Source organism: Tepidimonas sp. HKU78 (genome assembly GCF_049860815.1).
Classification (GTDB): domain Bacteria; phylum Pseudomonadota; class Gammaproteobacteria; order Burkholderiales; family Burkholderiaceae_C; genus Tepidimonas.
Genome location: NZ_CP187547.1, coordinates 331,815 through 352,653 on the forward strand (window position 1 = coordinate 331,815; position 20,839 = coordinate 352,653).

Annotated in this window: 19 protein-coding genes and 1 pseudogene; 8 read left to right on the forward strand and 12 right to left on the reverse strand. The window is 67.2% G+C overall.

All coding sequences use genetic code 11. From position 1 onward, the window contains the following. Positions 1 to 3: 3 nt before the first annotated feature. Positions 4 to 723 carry an N-acetyltransferase family protein gene (locus tag ACPYIS_RS01685; protein ID WP_424858652.1) on the reverse strand — a complete coding sequence of 240 codons (720 nt, stop codon included), beginning with the start codon at positions 721 to 723 and terminating at the stop codon, positions 4 to 6. 181 nt (positions 724 to 904) lie between these two features. Here ACPYIS_RS01685 and ACPYIS_RS01690 point away from each other — a divergent pair, with 181 nt between their 5' ends. From ACPYIS_RS01690 to ACPYIS_RS01700, 3 genes are all read left to right on the forward strand, one after another. Further along, positions 905 to 2,599, forward strand: coding sequence for an AMP-binding protein (locus ACPYIS_RS01690; RefSeq protein ID WP_424895180.1), 1,695 nt, complete (start codon positions 905 to 907; stop codon positions 2,597 to 2,599). A gap of 14 nt (positions 2,600 to 2,613) precedes the next feature. Further along, positions 2,614 to 3,570, forward strand: a complete 957-nt coding sequence (locus ACPYIS_RS01695) for an MBL fold metallo-hydrolase (protein WP_424895179.1) — start codon at positions 2,614 to 2,616, stop codon at positions 3,568 to 3,570. Positions 3,571 to 3,641: 71 nt separating this feature from the next. Next, positions 3,642 to 3,854 carry a putative motility protein gene (locus ACPYIS_RS01700; protein WP_424895178.1) on the forward strand — a complete coding sequence of 71 codons (213 nt, stop codon included), beginning with the start codon at positions 3,642 to 3,644 and terminating at the stop codon, positions 3,852 to 3,854. A gap of 6 nt (positions 3,855 to 3,860) precedes the next feature. Here ACPYIS_RS01700 and argC read toward each other — a convergent pair whose 3' ends face one another. Next, positions 3,861 to 4,781, reverse strand: coding sequence for an N-acetyl-gamma-glutamyl-phosphate reductase (gene argC, locus ACPYIS_RS01705; protein WP_424895177.1), 921 nt, complete (start codon positions 4,779 to 4,781; stop codon positions 3,861 to 3,863). 251 nt (positions 4,782 to 5,032) lie between these two features. On the opposite strand from argC, the gene sucC reads away from it, so the two are divergent. Genes sucC through ACPYIS_RS01725 form a run of 4 tightly spaced genes read left to right on the forward strand, consistent with a single transcriptional unit; the run spans position 5,033 to position 8,546 of the window. Continuing rightward, a complete protein-coding gene (sucC, locus tag ACPYIS_RS01710) occupies positions 5,033 to 6,199 on the forward strand; it encodes an ADP-forming succinate--CoA ligase subunit beta (protein WP_424858649.1) in 1,167 nt (388 codons plus the stop codon). Between the two features lie 30 nt (positions 6,200 to 6,229). After that, the gene (gene sucD, locus ACPYIS_RS01715) at positions 6,230 to 7,123 is read left to right on the forward strand and encodes a succinate--CoA ligase subunit alpha (protein WP_424858648.1); all 894 of its coding nucleotides are present in this window, start codon (positions 6,230 to 6,232) and stop codon (positions 7,121 to 7,123) included. Positions 7,124 to 7,172: 49 nt separating this feature from the next. Then, positions 7,173 to 7,919: a Stp1/IreP family PP2C-type Ser/Thr phosphatase gene (locus ACPYIS_RS01720; RefSeq protein ID WP_068606991.1), complete on the forward strand. Its 747-nt coding sequence runs from the start codon at positions 7,173 to 7,175 to the stop codon at positions 7,917 to 7,919. A 3-nt stretch (positions 7,920 to 7,922) separates the two neighbouring features. After that, positions 7,923 to 8,546: an FHA domain-containing protein gene (locus ACPYIS_RS01725; RefSeq protein ID WP_424895176.1), complete on the forward strand. Its 624-nt coding sequence runs from the start codon at positions 7,923 to 7,925 to the stop codon at positions 8,544 to 8,546. 34 nt (positions 8,547 to 8,580) lie between these two features. On the opposite strand, the gene pyrF is transcribed toward ACPYIS_RS01725, so the two are convergent. The 4 genes from pyrF to gshA form a co-directional block, all read right to left on the reverse strand. Then, positions 8,581 to 9,414, reverse strand: coding sequence for an orotidine-5'-phosphate decarboxylase (gene pyrF, locus ACPYIS_RS01730; RefSeq protein WP_424895175.1), 834 nt, complete (start codon positions 9,412 to 9,414; stop codon positions 8,581 to 8,583). A gap of 90 nt (positions 9,415 to 9,504) precedes the next feature. Continuing rightward, a complete protein-coding gene (locus ACPYIS_RS01735; RefSeq protein WP_299018734.1) occupies positions 9,505 to 9,852 on the reverse strand; it encodes a VanZ family protein in 348 nt (115 codons plus the stop codon). Continuing rightward, positions 9,849 to 10,838: a glutathione synthase gene (gshB, locus tag ACPYIS_RS01740; protein WP_424858642.1), complete on the reverse strand. Its 990-nt coding sequence runs from the start codon at positions 10,836 to 10,838 to the stop codon at positions 9,849 to 9,851. The genes ACPYIS_RS01735 and gshB overlap by 4 nt, the downstream gene beginning before the upstream one ends. Then, positions 10,831 to 12,126: a glutamate--cysteine ligase gene (gshA, locus tag ACPYIS_RS01745; RefSeq protein WP_424858641.1), complete on the reverse strand. Its 1,296-nt coding sequence runs from the start codon at positions 12,124 to 12,126 to the stop codon at positions 10,831 to 10,833. The genes gshB and gshA overlap by 8 nt, the downstream gene beginning before the upstream one ends. Positions 12,127 to 12,258: 132 nt before the next feature. Between gshA and ACPYIS_RS01750 the strand changes: the two genes are divergently transcribed. After that, positions 12,259 to 13,449 (forward strand): MFS transporter, encoded by a 1,191-nt coding sequence (locus tag ACPYIS_RS01750; protein ID WP_424858640.1) that lies wholly within the window; start codon positions 12,259 to 12,261, stop codon positions 13,447 to 13,449. A 10-nt stretch (positions 13,450 to 13,459) separates the two neighbouring features. On the opposite strand, the gene ACPYIS_RS01755 is transcribed toward ACPYIS_RS01750, so the two are convergent. The 6 genes and pseudogenes from ACPYIS_RS01755 to ACPYIS_RS01780 all read right to left on the reverse strand — a co-directional run bounded on the left by ACPYIS_RS01755 (position 13,460) and on the right by ACPYIS_RS01780 (position 20,802). Further along, positions 13,460 to 14,962 (reverse strand): M20/M25/M40 family metallo-hydrolase, encoded by a 1,503-nt coding sequence (locus ACPYIS_RS01755; RefSeq protein ID WP_425973789.1) that lies wholly within the window; start codon positions 14,960 to 14,962, stop codon positions 13,460 to 13,462. Between the two features lie 14 nt (positions 14,963 to 14,976). Next, positions 14,977 to 17,082 carry a putative bifunctional diguanylate cyclase/phosphodiesterase gene (locus ACPYIS_RS01760; RefSeq protein ID WP_299020080.1) on the reverse strand — a complete coding sequence of 702 codons (2,106 nt, stop codon included), beginning with the start codon at positions 17,080 to 17,082 and terminating at the stop codon, positions 14,977 to 14,979. 115 nt (positions 17,083 to 17,197) lie between these two features. Further along, the gene (locus tag ACPYIS_RS01765) at positions 17,198 to 19,042 is read right to left on the reverse strand and encodes a methyl-accepting chemotaxis protein (RefSeq protein ID WP_425973790.1); all 1,845 of its coding nucleotides are present in this window, start codon (positions 19,040 to 19,042) and stop codon (positions 17,198 to 17,200) included. Continuing rightward, positions 19,039 to 19,269: a PD-(D/E)XK nuclease domain-containing protein gene (locus ACPYIS_RS01770; RefSeq protein ID WP_425973791.1), complete on the reverse strand. Its 231-nt coding sequence runs from the start codon at positions 19,267 to 19,269 to the stop codon at positions 19,039 to 19,041. Before ACPYIS_RS01770 ends, ACPYIS_RS01765 begins: the two co-directional genes overlap by 4 nt. A 59-nt stretch (positions 19,270 to 19,328) precedes the next feature. Beyond that, positions 19,329 to 19,433: pseudogene (locus tag ACPYIS_RS01775) on the reverse strand (hypothetical protein); the annotation flags it as partial. A 13-nt stretch (positions 19,434 to 19,446) separates the two neighbouring features. Further along, positions 19,447 to 20,802 carry a methyl-accepting chemotaxis protein gene (locus ACPYIS_RS01780; RefSeq protein ID WP_299020076.1) on the reverse strand — a complete coding sequence of 452 codons (1,356 nt, stop codon included), beginning with the start codon at positions 20,800 to 20,802 and terminating at the stop codon, positions 19,447 to 19,449. Positions 20,803 to 20,839 lie beyond the last annotated feature (37 nt).

The following is a 20,839-nucleotide window of genomic DNA, read 5'->3' on the forward strand; positions in this document are numbered from 1 at the left end:
CCCTCAGCGGCCCGGGCGGCTCCAGCTGCGTGGGTTCAGCCAGCGCAGCACGCGAGCCCCCCAGCGGCGCAACGCCTTGGCAAGGTAGTTGGTGCGCGCCACCTCTTCGTCGATCAGCTCGCTGACATGCGACGCAAAATCGGCGGGAGGCAGCTCCAGGTGGCATTCACTCTCGCCTGCGTGCTGCACGACGGTCGCCCCCGCCCCGCGAGCGATGCGCAGCATGGGGGTGTTCTCGCTCAACGCGTGAATGTACAAATACTGCACGCCATGGTTGCGCGCGTGCATCACCGCGCGGTCGAACAGCAGCCGGCCGTAGCCGCGTCCGCGCGCATGCGCGCTCACGCTCACACCGAACTCGGCACTGTCGCTGCCGCGCCCCGGCGTGACCATATAGGCCAGGTGTGCCATGGCAATCAGCTCCAAACGCCAATTGAAAATACCGAAAACCTCGTCCAAACCGAAGCGTAACCCATCCACGTAGCGGCGGATTTGGTCATCCTGCGCCGCGTAGCCGAACCTCAGGTAACGGTCGCGCTCGCCCAGGGCCAACAGGTGGCGCAGAATCGCCTCGCGGTGCGAGGCGTCGAGCATGCGGATCGGCGCGCGCGCGTGCGCCCGCGGCGCCCGCGGCTCGGTGGCCAGCGGCAGATCACGCACTGGCACGCGCGGCCCGCGATCGGGTGCGCTCAGCGGCGATGGTGACGTGGCGGTTGTCGGCATGATGGCCTCGACTATACGCCGATGCGCCGGATTTGTCAGGGTTTTCCCTAATATTCCACACTTTCGGCATGTCTCAACCGGCCCAGGCTGTGCCTTGCGCGACAGCTTGTCAGGGCAACCCCTGAGGCGCCCTACGCTGCGTGGCGGCCACAATGGTCAGCCCCCTGATCAATGGACCGCTATGGAACGAATCTGGCTATCGAGCTACCCGCCCGGCGTGCCCGCCGACATCGACCCCACACAGTACGAGTCGCTGGCCGCGCTGCTGGAGCAGGCGTTCCGGCGCCACCCGCAGGACCCCGTTTCGGTCTGCATGGATCGCTGGATGACCTACGGCCAGCTCGACCGGTACAGCGCCGCCCTGGGTGCGTATCTGCAATCGCTCGGCCTGGCACCGGGCGCGCGCGTGGCCATCATGCTGCCCAACCTGCCACAGTTTCTGGTCACCATGGCAGGCGTGTTACGCGCGGGCTACACCTGTGTCAATGTCAATCCCCTCTACACGGCACGCGAGCTGGAGCACCAGCTCAAGGACTCGGGCGCCGAGGCCATCGTCATCCTGGAAAACTTTGCCCATACGCTGGAGGAGGTGATCGACCACAGCCCCGTGCGCCACGTGGTCGTGGCCAGCTTTGGCGACCTGCTGGGGCCTTGGTATGGCCGCTGGATGACGTTTCTGGTGCGGCACGTGGCCAAGCTGGTGCCGGCCTTCAAGCTTCCACTGCAAGGCCCCGCGGGGCCGCGTACCATCGTTCCGTTTCGTCGGGCGCTGGAGGTAGGCTCGACCCAGACCCTCAAGCCCGCGACCATTGGCCGCCAGGATATCGCCTTCCTGCAGTACACCGGCGGCACCACCGGCCTGTCCAAGGGCGCCATCCTCACCCACGGCAACGTCATTGCTGCCATCCTGCAGGCCGAGGCCTGGTTTACCCCAGCGCTCAACAAAGTGGGAGATCCGCGGCGCACCAACCACATCATGGCGCTGCCGCTGTACCACATCTTCGCGCTCACGCTGATGCTGCTGGTGATGCGGCAAGGCGCGCACGCCACCCTCATCCCCAACCCGCGCGACATCCCCAAGTTCGTCGAGGTGCTCAAGAGTCGGCCGTTTCACGTGCTGCCGGCGGTCAACACGCTCTTCAACGGGCTGCTGGCCAACGCACGCTTTCGGCAGCTGGATTTTTCGTCGCTGGTGCTGTCGCAAGCCGGCGGCATGGCCGCGTCGGAGGGCACGGCACGCCAGTGGCAAAAGGTCACCGGCTGCGCCATGATCGAAGGCTGGGGCATGAGCGAGACCTGCGCGATTGGCACCAACAACCCGGTGACCAACACCCATTTCACGGGCACGATTGGCTTGCCGCTGCCCAGCGTCGAGATCGCCATCAAGGACGACGACGGACGCGACCTGCCGCCGGGCAGCACGGGCGAGATCTGCATCCGTGGCCCCAACGTCATGGTTGGCTACTACAACAAACCCGATGAGACGGCCAAGGTCTTCACCGAAGACGGCTACATGCGCACGGGCGACATCGGCATCATGGACGAACACGGCTACATCCGCATCGTGGACCGCAAGAAGGACATGATCATCGTCTCGGGCTTCAACGTGTACCCGACCGAGATCGACAACGTCGTGTCCACCTGCCCGGGCGTGCTGGAATGCGCAGCCGTCGGCGTGCCCGACCCGCATTCCGGGGAGGCGGTCAAACTCTACGTGGTGCGCAGCGACCCCACGCTAACCGAGGAACAGGTCATGCGCTTTTGCCACGACAACCTCACGGGCTACAAACGCCCCAAGTACATCGAGTTCCGCGAGGAGCTGCCCAAGAGCAACGTCGGCAAAATCCTGCGGCGCGAGCTGCGCGGCAAGGCATAGGTCGGAGCGCGCCCATGCCTGCCCTGCTGCCAGCTGGCGTGCACGTCTGGGAGCGGGGTTGGCTGTCGTCCAACAATGTCTTGCTGCTCACGCCATCCGAGGCGGCCTTGATCGATTCGGGCTACGCCACCCACACCGATCAGACGCTGGCGCTGCTGCAGCGGGTACTGCACGGGCGCCGCTTGTGCTGGCTGCTCAACACCCACCTGCACAGCGACCACTGCGGCGGCAACGCTGCCATCCAGACGCAACACCCAGGCGTGCGTACCCTCATCCCGCCCGGGTCGGCCGATGCGGTGCGCGCGTGGGACGAGGCGCGGCTGAGCTACCGGGCCACCGGGCAGCGCTGCCCGCGCTTTACGTTCGACGGCTTGTTGCCCCCCGGCTCGGCGTTTGTGTTCGGCGCGCTGACGTGGGAGATCCACGCCGCCCCCGGCCACGACCCGGATGCCGTGATGCTGTTCGAGCCCGCCACGCGCACCCTCATCAGCGGGGACGCGCTGTGGCAACACGGCTTTGGCGTGGTATTCCCCGAGTTGGACGGCGAGCCTGGCTTCGACGCCGTGGCCGCCACGCTCGACCACATCGAGCGCTTGGCACCGCGCGTCGTCATCCCCGGCCACGGCAGCCCGTTCGGCGATCCCGCCCACGATGACGGCGCGCACCCGTCGGTGCCCGTCGCCGCGGCGCTGGCCACGGCGCGGCAGCGTCTGGCCCACTGGCAGGCGCACCCCGCCAAACACCGACAACACGCGCTCAAAGTACTGCTCAAATTCAAACTGCTCGAGTGGCAGCGCCAGCCGATCGCGGGCATCCATGCCTGGGCGCGCGAGGTGCCTTATCTGCGGCATATCTACGCCCAGCACCACGCCGACCAGCCGTTCGAAGCGTGGCTGGAAGGCATCATCGATGCCCTGTGCGCCAGCCGTGCGGCGAGACGACAAGGAGATGACCTCATCGACGCTGGCTGACGCCGAATACCCCGCCCCAATGACCGACGAACGGTGTGGAATTCACGGCGGTTTTGGGCTAAAAAATCGACATGAATATCGGCTCGACAACACTCATCGGCCAGGTCGCCACGCAAGGGGTGGAGGCCGGGGATGCCGCGCGGATTTTGGCGCTGCGCAAGGCCCTGCAGCTGCAGCAGCAACAGGCGCAGGCCATGCTCCAAGCCGTCCCGCAGCCACCGCGCGCCGAGCTGCCCTTGGCCACTGAAGGGCCCTTGGGCACCCGGCTCAACGTACTGGCCTGAGCACGGTCACACCCCCAGCATCAGCCGCAGGTTTTGCACGGCGGCGCCACTGGCGCCCTTGCCCAGGTTGTCCAGGCGCGCCACCAGCACGGCGTGGCGGTGGTCTTCGTTGCCAAAGACGCGCAGCTCCAGCCGGTCGCTGCCCGCCAACGCCACCGCATCGAGCTTGCCATCGGCCGTCGGCGGCTCCACCGACACCCAAGCGCTGCCCGCATAGTGCGCAGCGAGCGCCTCGTGCAGGTCCTGCGCGCGCACCCGGCCCGGCAAGGTGTCCAGGTGCAGCGGCAACTGCACCAGCATCCCCTGCGGAAAATTCCCCACCGACGGCACGAACAGCGGGCGCCGTTGCAGGCCGGTATAGGCCATGATCTCGGGCAGGTGCTTGTGGTTGAGCCCCAGTGCATAGAGCTCGAACGCGGGCGCCTGGCCGGATTCATACGCCTCGATCATTGCGCGCCCACCGCCGGTGTAGCCGCTGACGCTGGGTAGGCACAACGGATGATCCGGCGGGATGAGGCCCGCGTCGACCAACGGCCGGATGAGGGCGATGGCCCCGGTGGCGTAGCAGCCTGGGTTGGCTACCCGTTCGGCGCTGCGGATGGCCTGCGCCTGCCCCGGTGCGAGCTCGGCGAAACCGTACACCCAACCCGGCGCCACGCGGTGCGCGGTGGACGCATCGATGACGCGCGGCGCGTGCCCGGTCTCGGCGCGCAGCGCATCGATCATGGCCACCGATTCCCGCGCGGCATCGTCGTGCAGGCACAAGAGGGTCAGGTCGGCCTGCGCAAGCAGTTCACGCTTGGCAGCCGAGTCTTTGCGGCGCGCCGGGTCGATGGACAGAAGGGTCAGCCCTGCCATGCCTTGCAGGCGCTGGCGGATTTGGAGCCCGGTGGTGCCGGCTTCGCCGTCGATGAATACCGTCTTCATGAGAATACCCTTAGGGGTTTTTACCGATTGACGCTGCACCGCAAACGGATGACTTGGTGTCAGCTTGGATCAAGCTAGCGGCAGTGGCCGCATGATACAGTTCGCGCTGTCCCGCGCTGGCCCGCCAGCTGCGGCGCTGCGTTTGGGCGGCGCCGCGCACTCGTGCAGGCGGCCGTTCGGCGACGCAATCGTCGCACCCGAGCTGCCGCCCGGCGGACCTCCCGTCAGACGCCACTTCAGACAGGAACCACATGAAGATCCACGAGTACCAAGGCAAGGAAATCTTGCGTCAGTTCGGCGTGCCGGTGCCGCGCGGCATCCCGGCCTTCACGGTGCAAGAAGCGGTGGAAGCCGCGCAAAAGCTCGGCGGCCCGGTCTGGGTCGTCAAGGCGCAGATCCACGCCGGTGGCCGCGGCAAGGGCGGCGGCGTCAAGTTGGCGCGCAGCATCGACGAGGTACGTGAACTCGCGGGCCGCATGCTGGGCATGCAACTGGTCACCCACCAGACCGGCCCACAGGGCCAGAAGGTGCGGCGCCTGTACATCGAAGAAGGTGCCGACATCGGCAAAGAGTTCTACGTCTCGGTCGTGACCGACCGCGCCACGCAAAAAGTGGCCCTCATCGCCTCCAGCGAAGGCGGCATGGACATCGAGGAAGTCGCCGCCCACACGCCAGAGAAGATCGTCAAGATCTTCGTTGACCCGCTGGTGGGCCTGACCGAGGCCCAGGCGCGCGAGCTGGCCGAGGGCATCGGGATGAGCGGCCACACCGTCGATGAAGCAGTCACACTGTTTCAGAACCTGTACCGCTGTTACATGGAGACCGACGCCTCGCTGCTCGAGATCAACCCGCTCAACCGCGACTCCAAGGGCCACCTGATCGCGCTGGACGCCAAGTTCAATTTCGACAGCAACGCGCTGTTCCGCCACCCCGAGATCGTGGCCCTGCGCGATTTGGACGAAGAAGACCCGGCCGAAATCGAAGCGAGCAAATACGACCTCGCCTACATCAGCCTGGATGGCAACATCGGCTGCCTGGTCAACGGGGCGGGTCTGGCTATGGCCACCATGGACACCATCAAACTCTTCGGTGGTGAGCCGGCCAACTTCCTCGACGTCGGCGGCGGCGCCACGGCCGAGAAGGTGACCGAGGCGTTCAAGATCATGCTCAAAAACCCGAACGTCAAGGCCATCCTGGTCAACATTTTCGGCGGCATCATGCGCTGCGACGTGATCGCCACCGGCGTCATCACCGCCTGCCGCGCGGTCAATTTGAACGTGCCGCTGGTGGTGCGTATGAAAGGCACCAACGAAGACCTGGGCAAACAGATGTTGGCCGACTCTGGCCTGCCCATCATCAGCGCCGACACCATGGCCGAGGCTGCCCAGAAGGTGGTGGCCGCCGTCGCCGGTCGCTAACGCCGTCCGTGGCCGAGAGGAAAGCACACCATGTCCATCCTGATCAACAAAGACACCAAGGTCATCACCCAGGGCATCACCGGCAAGACGGGCCAGTTCCACACCGAAAAGTGCCAGGAATACGCCAACGGCAAAAACTGCTTCGTGGCCGGCGTCAACCCGAAGAAGGCCGGTGAGAAGATTTTCGACATCCCCATCTATGCCAGCGTGCGCGAGGCCAAGGAGGCCACGGGCGCCACGGTCAGCGTCATCTACGTGCCGCCCGCAGGCGCGGCCGATGCCATCTGGGAGGCTGTCGAGGCCGACCTCGACCTGGTGATCTGCATCACCGAGGGCATCCCCGTGCGTGACATGCTGATGGTGCGCAACAAGATGAAGCGCAAGGTCGCCGAAGGCGGCAAGGAAACCCTGCTGCTGGGCCCGAACTGCCCGGGCCTGATCACGCCCGGCGAGATCAAGATCGGCATCATGCCGGGCCACATCCATCGCAAGGGGCGCGTCGGTGTGGTCTCGCGCTCGGGCACGCTCACCTACGAAGCGGTGGCGCAACTGACCGAGCTGGGTCTGGGCCAGAGCTCGGCGGTCGGCATCGGTGGCGACCCGATCAACGGTCTCAAGCACATCGACGTCATGAAGATGTTCAATGACGACCCCGACACCGACGCCGTGATCATGATCGGCGAAATCGGGGGGCCGGACGAGGCCGAGGCCGCGCGCTGGTGCAAGGAGCACATGAAAAAGCCCGTCGTCGGCTTCATCGCTGGCGTCACCGCGCCGCCGGGCAAGCGCATGGGCCATGCGGGCGCACTCATCTCGGGCGGGGCCGACACGGCCGAGGCCAAGCTCGCCATCATGGAAGAGTGCGGCTTCAAGGTCACGCGCAACCCGTCTGAGATGGGCAAGCTGCTCAAGAGCCTGCTCTGACCGCACGGGCGGCGCTACACTGGCTGGGCGTGCCACCTCGCCCTGCCCCATGTCCATCCAATTCGCCGCTGCCACCGACGTGGGGCGCCTGCGCCCCAACAACGAAGATACCGTCCTCATCGACGCCACACTGGGGGTGGCCGTGCTGGCCGATGGCATGGGCGGCTACAACGCCGGCGAGGTGGCCAGTCGCCTGTGCTGCGAGACGGTCGTGCAGTCGCTGCGCGAGCACGCCGCACTGTGGCACGACGATCCACACCGCGCGCTGCTGCAGGCCATCCGCCAGGCCAACCGGCGCGTCTACGAAGAAGCACGCACCCACCCCGCGCTGCGCGGCATGGCCACGACGGTCGTGGTGGCGGGCTGGCGCGACGGCCAATTGATCGTCGCGCATGTCGGCGACTCGCGCCTGTACCGGCTGCGACAGGGGCTGCTCGCGCAACTGACACGCGACCACACCCTGGTACAGGACCACGTGGACGCCGGGCTACTGCCGGCCAGCGGCGCGCGCCTGACCGGCTACCGCAACCTGGTCACACGCGCCATCGGCGTGGCGCCGTGGGTGGACATCGACCTGGCCGAGCATGCGGTGCAAGCGGGCGACACTTACCTGCTGTGCTCCGACGGCCTGACCGACATGTTGACGGATGCCGAGATCGCCCGCATCCTGCGCCACACGGGCGCCTCGGACGCCGCCGCCCGGGCGTTGGTCGCCGCCGCCAATGCCGCGGGCGGCCGTGACAACATCACCGTCGCCCTGATCCACTGCCCCCCTCGAGCCGAGTCCGGAGCGTAGACCATGCCCATGCTCACCATCAGTCTGGACGGGCGCGAACTGCAACGCGTGCCGCTGACCCAGATCCGCACCACAGTTGGGCGTCGCCCGTACAACGACCTCGTGATCGAACACCTCGGCGTCAGCGGTGAACATGCCGTCTTCGTGCTGCAACCCGACGGCCGCGTGCAGGTGCTGGACCTCAACAGCACCAACGGCACCTACGTCAATGGGCGCGCCGTGGTGTCCGCCGACGTCGGGCCGGATGACGTCGTGGAAATCGCCCGCTACCAATTGCGGGTGATTTCCGGCGAGGGTGACGCACCGCCCGCCACCCCCGCGGCTCCCTCCCCCCCGACCACCATATCCGCGCCCCCCGTGACGGCGACACCCGCCCGGCTGGAGGTACTCGAAGGCCCGGCGCAAGGACGCACGCTGGTGCTGATCAAACCCGTCACCACCATCGGCAAGCCCGGCGTGGCCGTGGCAAGCATCGTGCGCGAAGGCACCACCTACACGCTGCGCCAGACCGTTGGCGCCCAGTCCGTCACCCTCAACGACCAGCCCCTGCGACCCGAGGGCGCCCGCTTGAACGACGGCGACGTCATCGCACTGGCAGGGACGCGCGTTCGCTTCGTGCGGGGGTGAGGGTCGAGGAAACAGTGCCGCTACTCTCCGTCGCTCACACCCACAGCGCCGCCCGCGTGCGCTCGGCCTCGGCTCGCGCCGCCGTGGCAAAGTCGTCGCCCGTGCTGGCGTACAGGATAGCGCGCGACGAATTGACGATCACTGGCCCGGTGGTGTGGCCTGCAGCGTCACCGCGCCAGCCTGCGCGCACGGTGGTGGCGGCGTCGCCCCCCTGGGCGCCGACGCCGGGGATGAGCAGCGGCACCGTGGGGGCGATGGCGCGCACGCGCTCGATCTCTTGCGGGTAGGTGGCGCCCACCACCAACCCCATCTGACCGTGGCGGTTCCACGGCCCCTGCGCCAGGGCGGCGATGTGCTCATACAACAGCGGCTGCCCAGGCACGTCGGCCAAGCGGCGCGCCTGCAAATCGTCGCCACCGGGATTGCTGGTACGGCACAACAGAAATACGCCTTTGCCTGAGTACTGAAGGTAAGGCTCGACCGAATCGAACCCCATGAACGGCGACAGCGTGACGGCATCGGCCCCGTAACGCTCGAAGGCCTCCTTGGCGTACTGCTGGGCGGTGCTGCCGATGTCGCCCCGTTTGGCGTCCAGGATGATGGGCACGTCGGGCGCCACGACGCGGATGTGGGCCATCAGACGCTCGAGCTGATCCTCGGCCCCGTGCGCGGCGAAGTAGGCGATCTGCGGCTTGTAGGCGCACACCAAATCGGCGGTGGCATCGACGATGGCCGCGCAAAAATCGTACAAATGCTCGACGCGCCCCGCCCAGCGCCCAGGCAACCGAGTCGGGTCCGGGTCCAACCCGACGCACAAGCGCGATCGATGCGCCCGTTCGGCGCGCAGCAGCATCTCGGTGAAGTTCATGGCGGCATTGTAGAAGGCGCTGCGACGCCCGCTGGCGCGGGCTCTGCGGCCCGAGCGGGGCTCGACGCCGTAGTCATCGCGCTTATCGGTTCACTGAGCGCGGCGCTGCGCGGCAGCCAGCAAGATCCACCCGATTCCGACGCCGACGGCGTCCGCGATCCAGTCAGCGACATCACCGTGGCGCCAGCCACTGGCGGCTTGGGCCAGCTCGATGGCCGCCCCCTGCAGCAACAGGCCAACCCACAGCGAGTTTCCAGGTGCAGCCGGGTACGCCAGCCGCGCGGTGATGGTCAATAGCGCAAAGCCCAGCGCGTGCTGCGCTTTATCCCACCAATCGAACACCTGCGGCGGCAAGTGCTCCACGGGCGTCAGCGACAGCACCGTGATCGCCGTCGCCAATGCCCAGAATGCCCAGCGAGCCAACTGGTGGCGACTCATGCCCGCGCCGCAGCGCCCACCGCGTCCTGCAGCGCATCGACGAAGCGTCCGGCGACGTCGTAACCCGTCTGCTGGGTGATTTCCTGAAAGCACGTCGGGCTGGTGACATTGATTTCCGTGATCCACTCCCCGATCACGTCCAGCCCCACCAGCAGCAGACCGCGCGCGGCCAGCGTGGGGCCGACGGCGCGGGCAATGGCCCAGTCGGCGTCGCTCAGCGGCCGCGCCTCACCGCGGCCACCGGCGGCCAGGTTGCCGCGCACCTCGCCGGCTTGCGGGATGCGCGCCAAGCAGTAGGGCACGGGCTCGCCACCGATGAGCAAGATGCGCTTGTCCCCGTGCGCGATCTGCGGCAGGTAGCGCTGCACCATGATGGTGGTGTGGCCGTGTGCCGTCAGCGTCTCGACCACCACCCCCAGGTTCATGCCATCCGGCCCGACACGAAAGATGCCACGCCCTCCCATGCCATCGAGGGGCTTGAGGATGATGTCGCGATGCTCGGCATGGAAAGCGCGGATGGCCTCGGCACTGCGCGTCACCAGCGTGGACGGCGCCCACGGGGCAAACTCCATGACGGCCAGCTTTTCCGGGTGGTCGCGCAGCGCGGCGGGCCGGTTGAAGACGCGCGCGCCCTCGCGCTCGGCCTGCTGCAGCAGGTGGGTGGCGTAAAAATACTCGGCGTCGAACGGCGGGTCTTTGCGCATCAGCACGGCGTCGAACGCGTGCAGCGGCTCGCGCCCTTGGCGCCGTACCGCAAACCAAGCGTGCGGATCGTCGGTCAGCGTCACTTCACGCACCCAGGCGGTGACGGGTTCGCCGCTGCGCCAGTGCAGGTGCGCCGGCTCGCACGCGGCCAGCGCCACACCGCGGCGCGCCAACTCGCGCATCATCGCGTACGTGCTGTCTTTGTAGGTAACGAAGGTGTGCAGCGGGTCGGCCACCACCAACACCCGCCGCAGGGAAGGCTTCGCTGGCGCCTCAGTCATACTGCTCGGCCTCGGGGTCGGTGGCTTCGAGCTCGTAGGCGGCGGCCAGCATGGCCAGCCGCGCCACCACGCCGTACATGTAAAAACGGTTGGGCACGCTCGCCCCCGGCGGCGAGCCGGGCTGTGGTTGCAGGGCGCTTTTCTCGAACGCCAATGGTACGAAGCTGGCGCCCGGGGCATTGAGGTTTTCATCCACCCCACGCTCGGCGTGCACGCGATAAAAGCCCCCGACCACGTAGCGGTCCATCATGTACACCACGGGCTCGGCCACGGCGTCGTTGATCTGCTCGTGGGTCATCACCCCCTCTTGGATGATGACGTCGCTGACCTGCTGGCCGTCCTTGATGACGTTCATCTTGTTTTTGGTGCGCCGGTTCAGGCTCGCCAGCTCGGCGGCATCGCGCACCATCATCACGCCCATGCCGTAGGTGCCGTTGTCGGCCTTGACCACGACGAACGGCCGCTCTTGGATGCCGTACTCCTTGTATTTGCGGCGAATTTTGGTCAGTAGGGCGTCGACGTTGCCCTGCAGGCACTCGAAGCCGGAGCCTTCGGCAAAATTGACCTGCCCGCATTGCGCGAACATGGGGTTGATCAGCCAGGGGTCGATACCCACGAGCTTGCCGAAGCGCTTGGCCACCTCCTCGTAGCAGCGGAAGTGGTTGCTCTTGCGCCGCACGTGCCAGCCTGCATGCAGCGGCGGTAGCACGTACTGCTCATGCAAGTCCTCCAAAATACCCGGTACGCCCGCGCTCAAGTCGTTGTTGAGCAGGATGGTGCAGGGGTCGAAGTGCTTCAAGCCGATGCGCCGTCCCTCGCGCACGATGGGCTCGAGCAGCAGCCGCTCGCCATTGGGCAGCGGGAGCTCGGTGGGTTCTTTGATTTCCGGGTTGAGCGAACCGATGCGCACGTTGAGCCCTGCCGAATAGAAAATGCGCTGCAACTGCGCCACGTTCATCAAGTAAAACGTGTTGCGCGTGTGGTTTTCAGGCACCAGCAGCAGGTTTTTGGCCTCGGGGCAGATTTTTTCGATCGCCGCCATCGCGGCCTGCACGGCCAGCGGCAGCATCTCGTTGGTCAGGTTGTTCCACCCCCCCGGGAACAAATTGGTATCCACCGGCGCCAGCTTGAAGCCCGCGTTGCGAATGTCCACCGAGGTGTAGAACGGCGGCGTGTGTTCCATCCACTCGAGCCGGAACCAGCGCTCGATGACGGGAGTGGACTCGAGGATGCGCTGCTCCAGCTCGTTGATCGGGCCAGTGAGTGCGGTGACGAGGTGGGGAACCATGGCTTACCCAAGAAAAGAAAGGGACGCAGCGGGGCCCCATCATGGGCATCCGCGCCAGCGGCGATGCTGCGATTGTAGAAAGTCGCGCGCGCCGCCCACAACCCGAGACCGGATCCGTTATAACCCAGTTCCATGAACCGTCACCTGTGGTTGCTGGCCATCGCGCAAGGCTTGTTCCTGACCAACAACGTCGTCTTCATCGCCATCAACGGGCTGGTGGGCCTGAGCCTGGCCCCCGTGGGCTGGATGGCGACGCTGCCCGTGATGGGCTATGTGGTAGGGGGGGCGCTGTCGACCGGGCTGGTGGCGCGCTCGCAGGCGCGCTGGGGACGGCAGATGGCGTTTCAAATGGGGCTGGCGGTGGCCTTCGCCTCGGCACTGCTGGCCGCGTGGGCGGTGGCGCACGGGAACTTCTGGTTATTGGTCGCGGCGACGGTCGTCGCGGGCTACTACAGCGCCAACGGCCAGCTCTACCGTTTTGCCGCCGGAGAACTGGCCGCCCCGGCCGAGCGCGAAAAAGCCGTCTCACTGGTGCTCGCTGGCGGCTTATTGGGGGCGATCGCCGGCCCCAATCTGGCCAATCACGCGCGCGATTGGTTGGCCACCCCGTTCCTGGGGGCGTATCTGGCCCTGGCCGCGGTGGCGCTGGTCTCGATGGTGGTCATGGCGGGCATCCGCTTTCCAGCCGATCCGCCACCGGCGCCCGGGACGGCCCGCGCTGGCCGCTCCGTGCTCGAATTGCTGCGCCAACCGACGTTTGCCGTCGCCTTCGTCGGCGCAGCCTTGGGCTATGGCGTGATGAACCTGCTCATGGCCGCCACGCCACTGGCCATGCAGACCTGCGGCATGCCGTTTGCCGACGCCGCTTTCGTGCTGGAGTGGCACGTGATCGGCATGTTCGCACCTGGCTTTTTCACCGGGCATCTGATCCGACGCTTTGGTGCCATCACGATCATGGGGGTGGGCGTGTTGCTCAACGCCGCGTGCATTGCAATCGCCCTGTCTGGGCAAGACCTGCACCACTTTACCGTCGCGTTATTTCTGTTGGGGGTGGGCTGGAACTTTCTGTTCACCGGCAGCACGACGCTGGCCATGCAGGCCTATCGGCCCGAAGAAAAAGACCGCGCGCAGGCGGTCATCAATTTCGGTGTCTTCGCCACGATGGCGGTGACGGCGTTCGCCTCGGGGGCGCTCGTGACCACACAGGGCTGGTGGTGGCTCAACGTGGGCTCGCTGGTTCCGGTATCGATCACGGCATTGTCATTGCTGGCGCTGGCCGCTCGGCAACGGGTGCGCGCCAGCGAGCCGGCACAAGGCGCATGACCCGTGTGCATCAAGGCAGGCGTGCGATCACCTCGGCCACCGCCGCCGTCAGCCGCCGCGCATAGGGAACGTGCAAAAATTCATTGGGGCCGTGTGCGTTACTCTGCGGCCCCAAAACCCCGCACACCATCATCTGCGCCCGCGGAAAACCCGCGCTGAGCATGTTCATGAGCGGAATGGTGCCGCCCTGGCCGATGGTGCCACAGGGCGCGCCGAAGTGCGCCTGGCTGGCGGCATGCAGCGCCTGCTCGAACCAAGGCGCGGTGGCCGGGGCGTTCCAGCCGTTGGCGGCCCCTTCGGGCTCGAAGGTCACGCGCGCCTGGTAGGGCGCATTGTCTTCCAGCAGCGCCTTGAGCTGCTGCACCGCCTGTGCGGCGTCCACCAGCGGGGGCAGGCGCAGGCTAAGCTTGAACGCGGTATACGGCCGCAGCACATTGCCCGCGTCACGCAGCGCCGGCAGCCCTTCGGCCCCGGTCACCGACAGGGTGGGACGCCAGGTGCGGTTGAGCAGTGCCTCCACGGGGTCGGTGGTGGTGGGCAGGGCAAAGACGGTGCTGCCGCCACAGTCGTGGTGTGCCCAGGGGAAGCGCTTCCACACCGCGTCGCCCAGGATGGCCGCCGTCTCGCGCGCCTGCGCGATGCGCTCGGCCGGGATCTCGCAGTGGAACACGGCGGGCAGCAGGCGACCCGTGGCGCTGTCTTCCAGTCGGTCCAGCACATGGCGCAGGATGCGAAAGCTCGACGGCACCACACCCGACGCATCGCCAGAGTGCACGCCTTCGGTCAAGATCTCGGCCCTGAGCACACCGCTGATCATGCCGCGCAGGCTGGTGGTCAGCCAGAGCTGATCGTAATTGCCCGCGCCGCTGTCCAGGCAGATCACCAGACCCACATCGCCCAGGCGCGACCGCAGCGCATCGATGGTGGGCAGCAGGTCGGGCGAGCCGCTTTCTTCGCCGGTTTCGATCAGCCCCACGATGCGCGGATGCGCCCGGCCCGACGCCTGCAGCGCCTCGATCGCCGCCAGTGCGGCATACACCGCATAACCGTCGTCGGCGCCCCCGCGGCCGTAGAGGCGGTCATCGATCAGGCGTGGGGTCCACGGCCCCAGACCGGTGCGCCAACCGCTGAACTCGGGCTGCTTGTCCAAGTGACCATACATCAGCACCGTCTGTCCGCTGGCCGGTGCGGGCGTGCCGTCGACGCCAGCGCGCGCGGGCACCTCGAACAGTAGCACCGGGGTGCGGGGACTGCCGTCGGGGCGTTGCAGACGCACGATCTCGAGCGTCAACCCCTGCACCGGCTGGCGGGTCACCCATTCGGCGGCCTGGCGCAGCACGGTCTCCAGATGGCCATGGACGGCCCACTCCGGGTCGAACATCGGCGACTTGGCGGGCACCTCGATGTAGCGCTGCAGCGCGGGCAGGATGTCGTGCTGCCAGCGCGCATCGACGCGTTGACGCACGGCCACGGGGTCGAGCAGCGGGGTCGGGTCGGGCAGGCGGGCGTTCATGGTGTGGGTGTGTCTCACAAAGCGGTGGGCCGCCCGAAATGGTAGCCCTGAAAGAGCCGACAGCCCATGGCGCGCAGCGTCTCGAACTGGGCCACCGTCTCCACACCCTCCGCCACGACGCTGAGCTCCAGGCTGTTGGCCAGTTGCAAAATGGTGCGTGCGATCGCCGCGTCGTTGGGGTCGTCCAGGATGTCGCGCACGAAGGTGCGGTCGATCTTGAGCTGGTCCAGCGGCAGGCGCTTGAGGTACGCCAGCGACGAGTACCCAGTGCCAAAGTCGTCGAGCGCAAACTGCACCCCCATGGCGCTGAGCGCTGCCATTTTGACGATGGTGTCTTCCACATCGTGCAGCAGCAGGCTCTCGGTCAGCTCCAGCTTCAGGCGGCTGGGGTTGGCGCCCGTCTCGGCCAGCGCGGTCTGCACGGACTGCACGAAGTCGGGCTGGCGCAACTGGCGCGCACTCAGGTTGACCGCCATCGTCCAGTGGGTGCGCTGCGGATCGCGTGCCCACGCCGCCAGGTGCGCGCAGGCCTGTCGCAGCACCCACTGACCCATGGGCAAAATCAAGCCGCTTTGCTCGGCCACCGGAATGAACTCCGCTGGCGACACCATGCCGCGCAGGGGGTGTTGCCAGCGCAACAGAGCCTCGTAACCCACGACCTGGGCTTTGTCATCGACGATCGGCTGCCCATACAGGCGCAGCTCGCCATCGCGCAGGCCGTGGCGCAACTCGCGCTGCAGGGTGGCGCGGGCCAGCACCGCCTCTTGCATCGCTGGGTCGAAGAAGCGCACCGCATTGCGTCCGGCAGCTTTCGAGTGGTACATCGCCAAGTCGGCGCGGCCCAGGATGTCCTCCACCGCGTCGCTGCGGCCACGAAATACCGTGATGCCGATGCTGGGCGTGGACTGCACCTCGTGTCCGTCCACCGTCACCGGACGCTCGAGCGCGACGCGAATTTTTTCGGCCACGTGTTGGGCGCGCCACGCCGCTTGCTCCTCCTCGCGGTCCAAATCCTCCAGCAGCACGACGAATTCGTCGCCGCCCAGGCGTGCGATCGTATCTTCCTCACGCACCGCCTCGCGCAGGCGCTTGGCCACCGTCTGCAGCAACTGGTCGCCCACCCCATGCCCAAAGGCGTCGTTGATGTCTTTGAAATTGTCCAGATCGATGAAGCACAGCGCCGCCCACTGGCCGCTGCGCGCGCTGGCCGCTTGCGCCTGGGTCAGCTTGTCCTGAAACGAGCGGCGGTTGTACAGGCCGGTCAGGCTGTCGTAGAAGGCGAGGCGCTCGATGGTGGCTTGGTCCGCCTTGCGCCGCGTGACGTCGCGCCCGACGCCACGGTAGCCGGCAAAGCGACCTTGCGCGTCGTAGACCGGCATGCCGCTGATGGAAAACCACACCACGCGCCCGTCCTGCAAGCGGCGCTGGATCTCGAAGCGGCGAAACACCCGGCGCTGCTCGAACGCCTCGATGAGCGGACGCCATTCGCGCGCCGTGGGGCGGTTGAGCGCGGGCACATCCCAGGCGCAGCGGCCCAGAAACATCTCGGCGGTCGAGGTTTCTCGAATCAGTCGCCCCTCCAACCGCGTATAACGCCCCTCGGCATCCCACTCCCAGTACCAGTCGGCGGACAGCTCGGTCAGGCTGCGGAAGCGCTCCTCACTCTCGCGCAAGAAGTTCGCGGCCTGCGCGTGCCGCGTCACGTCCACATAAGTGCGCACCCAACCGCCACCAGGCACAGCGATCGTCGTGCCCTGCAACGTACGACCACCGGCGGTGGTGTAGGTGTAGATGTGGGGCTGCCCCGTCTCTTGCACGCGGCGCAGGTGGTACCAGACCCGCTCCACCAACCGCTGCGCATCGCCGCGCAGGTCACCTCGCTTGATCTGCCAGCGCACCACGTCGTCGATGAGCGGCTGCTTCTGCAGCAGCGTCAGCGGCAGCTCCAGCATCTCTCGTGCGCAATGGTTGTGGCCCACGACGCGCCCCTCGACGTCCAGCACCACCAGCGCGTGCTGCAAATGGTCCAGCAGCGCCGCGACCGACAGGCGGCCACTGGCCACCGGGTCTGCCGAGGGCAAACCCGATAGACCGGGCAGCGTGCTGGAGAAGTCGATCATGGCAACTGCTCTATGGAAACCGCTTTGGGCGATAGGGATTTCATCAGGCCAGCGTGCGGCATGGGTTATTCAAGCGACGGGCATCCTGGCGGAAACGAGGCGTGCAGCCGCGTGTTCAAAAGCTCTCCCACTCCCCTTCGGCGTCGGACGCTGGCTTGGACGGCGCGGGCGCGGGGCGCGGGCTGGTCAGCGCGGCCGGGGTGGGTTTGGCGCTGGGTGCTGCTGCAGGTTTGGAGGCTGTCTTGCGCGCGCTGGCAGCAGGCGCCACAGCACCCGCGGGCTTGGCTGCCGCAGCAGCGCTGGGCGCGGCCAGCCGCGGCTCGCGCCGCGCGGCCAGGGCGGGAGCGGGCGCGGGCGGGACGGCCGCCCGCGGCGTGGGTGCCGGTGCCAACACCATCCCATCGCCCTGCCCGGTGCGGAACTGACTGACCACCTGCTGCAGCTCGGCCGCTTGCTGGCGCAGGCTCTGGGCGGCCGCCGCCGCCTCTTCGACGAGGGCGGCGTTTTGCTGTGTGGTCTGGTCCAACTGGCCCAGCGCGGCGTTGACTTGCGCGATGCTGTCGCTTTGCTCGTTGGCGGCCGCCGTGACTTCAGCAATCATGTCGGCCACGCGCTGGATGGATTGCACGATCTGCTCCATCGTCTGGCCCGCGCTGTCGACTTGGGTGCTGCCGGTGCGCACGGTGGCGACACTCTCGTCGATCAGGGCTTTGATTTGCTTGGCCGCCTCGGCGCTGCGTTGCGCCAGCGAGCGCACTTCACCGGCGACCACGGCAAAGCCGCGGCCCGCCTCACCGGCACGCGCGGCTTCCACCGCCGCGTTGAGCGCGAGGATATTGGTCTGAAACGCAATGCCGTCGATGACGTTGGTGATGTCGGCGATTTTTTGGCTGCTCGACTCGATGGCTTTCATCGACTGCACGGCTTGCGCCACGGTCTGCCCTCCGTCGCGCGCGACTTGCGCGGCTTGGGCGGCGAGTTGGTTGGCGGTGCGGGCGGCTTCGGCACTGTGGCGCACGGTCTCGGTCAGGTGCTGGGTGCTGGCAGTGGTTTGCTCCAGGCTCGCGGCCGCACTTTCGGTGCGCGCCGAGAGGTCCTGGTTGCCCTGCGCGATCTCGGCGCTGGCGCTGGCCACTTGATCGGCACTCGTGCGGATGCGTTGGATGGCGGTGACCAGGGCGTGCTGCATGGCCGACAGTGCCCGGAGCAGTTGCCCCACTTCGTCGCCACGATCGACATGGATGCGGCGCGCGAGGTCGCCCTGGGCGATGGCCTGGGCCACATCAATGGCCTCGGCGAGCGGACGGGTGATACCGCGCGTGAGCGCCACAGCCACCCCCACGCCCACAGCCAGCGCCGCCAAGACCACCCCCAGCATGACCCACTGCACTCGTTGGGCGATCACTTGAGCCTGCGCGTTGAGCCGATCGGCCAGCGCCACCAGCGTATCGGTCAAGCGCTGTTGCGCGTCGATGTAGGTCTGCGCGCCCGCCTTGTAGCGGCCCTCGAGGAGCTCTTTCGCCCGGGCCATGTCGCCGGCTTTGACGGCAGCGAGCGCTTCGTCGCGTGCCGCAATCTGCGCCTGGCGCAACGTCGCCACGCGCTCGAGTTGCTGCGAAACCTCGGCGTCGTCGAGCTCCTTGACCCGCCCCGACAGGGTTTTTTCGATTTCATCGACCTGCGCCCGCGTGGCTTGGATTTGCTGCTGAAAGTAATTGAGGATCTCAGGATTGTCACCAAAACGAATGGCAGCCTCGGTACGGGTGATTTCGGTACGGGTGATAGCCGACCATTTCTCCGCCGAAAGCGCCACTTTTTCCGCAAACATCGCGCGCTCCGTATGAGTCTGCACTGCTCGCTCACTCCACTGCGCAGCGGCCCAGACGGCCACCAGCAGTGCCAACACGACGCCAAAGCCCGCGCCCAAGCGGACACCAATTTTCCAGTCACGCACGCTCATGAGATTCTCCGGTGCAAAGATGGGTTTTCAGTGGGTGGGTAAATCGAAAGCAAGGGGGCGGGCTGAACGTCCCACCCCACCACATGGCGCGTGGCGCTGCTGAACGCCACGCCCAGCCACCAGATGGGGCGGCCGTCGGCGCGGTATTGGTCGGCATAGCCCCGCTGCCGCAGCTGCGCCATCGCCTCGCCCGTGGGTTGGTCGCCATCGATGCGCTTGAACTCCATGATGACCCGAAGCGCCGCGGACGCGAGAGGAAGTCGTACTTGCCTGTGGTGGCCAGCCGGTGCGCAAACGCGGTCTTGTCGACGTCGTAGTAGCCCCCTTCGCGGATGTCGCGGAAGGTCTGGATGCCGATGGGCCGTTTGCGACGGGGGCTGCGGGCGTACATCCGGCCAGACCTCTCAAGCCACGGGCACGCGAGGCGTGCGGCGCCGCTCCGGCCCCTGATAGCTGCTCGGGTCACCCTGGCCGCGCACGGCAGCCGGCTGCAGCGGTGGGTGCTCGCCCGCAGCGTCGCCCGCCAGACGAAAACCCGCCACCATCTCGCGCAGCCGGTGCGCCTGCTCACGCAGGCGCTGTGCCGCCTGGGCGCTATCGCCCACCAGCTGGGCGTTTTGCTGCGCCATGCCGTCGAGCTGCACGATGGCGTCGTTGACCTGTACCAGTGCCTGGGTCTGCTCCTGCGTGGCGTGCGTGATATCGCGCACGAACGTCGATACCTGCTCGGCGTGCGCGACGATGTCGCGCAGCGTGGCCCCCGCCTGATGGACGAGCTGGGTGCCGGCGGCAACCTTTTCGGTGCTGTCACCAATGAGCGCCTTGATCTCGCGCGCGGCCTGACCCGAACGCTGGGCCAGCGCCCGCACCTCGCCCGCCACGACGGCAAAACCACGCCCGGCCTCGCCCGCTCGCGCGGCTTCCACCGCCGCGTTGAGCGCGAGGATATTGGTCTGAAACGCGATGCTGTCGATGACGGTGGTGATGTCGTGGATGCGCTGGCTGGCGGCCTGGATGGCGTCCATGGTGGCCACGACGTTTTGCACTTCCGTGCCGCCGCGCTCGGCCACTTCGGCGTTGCGCCGGGCCAGCTCGATGGCGGCGCGCGCGGCGTCGTTGGACGACTGCACCGCCGCGGTGATTTCTTCGAGGCTGGCAGCGGTTTGTTGCAGGTGTCCGGCGGTGTCCTCCGTGCGCTGGCGCAGGTCGGCACTGCCGCTGGCCACGCCATCGCTGGTGTGCTGGATGCGCTGCGCGGTGTCGCGCACCGCGCCCACCGTGCGCGCCAAGGCGTCCTGCATGTCGTGCAGGCTGCGCAGCAGTTGCGTCAGTTCGTCGGCGCCAGTGGTGTCGGTGCGGGTGGCCAGGTCACCGCGGGCGATCGCCACCGCCAGCGCTTCGGCCTGCTGCACCGGTTGCACGATGCTGCGCAGGTTGGCCAGCGTGGTGGGCACGACGATGAGCAGTGACACCCCCAGCGCGATGCCCACGGCCCACAGCGCCTGGCGGCGGATGTGCTCGCCGTGGTCGGTGAGCTGAATCATCTGTTGCGCAAACGCCTCGTTGGCGTCTTGCGCGTTTTGCGCAGCCACCGTCCAAGCCAGCGTCAGCGCCTCGTGCTGGGCGATTTGCATGTGGTGCACCGCCCATACACCCACCGCGGCCATACCCAGCAGCAGCGCGAGTACCACGCCGATCGCGCCCAGCATCCGGGTGCGCACCCGCCACGCCCGCATGAAGTATTGCAAAAAGTCGAGCATGAGAGATTCCCGGGAAAACGGCGACGACGGGCCGATG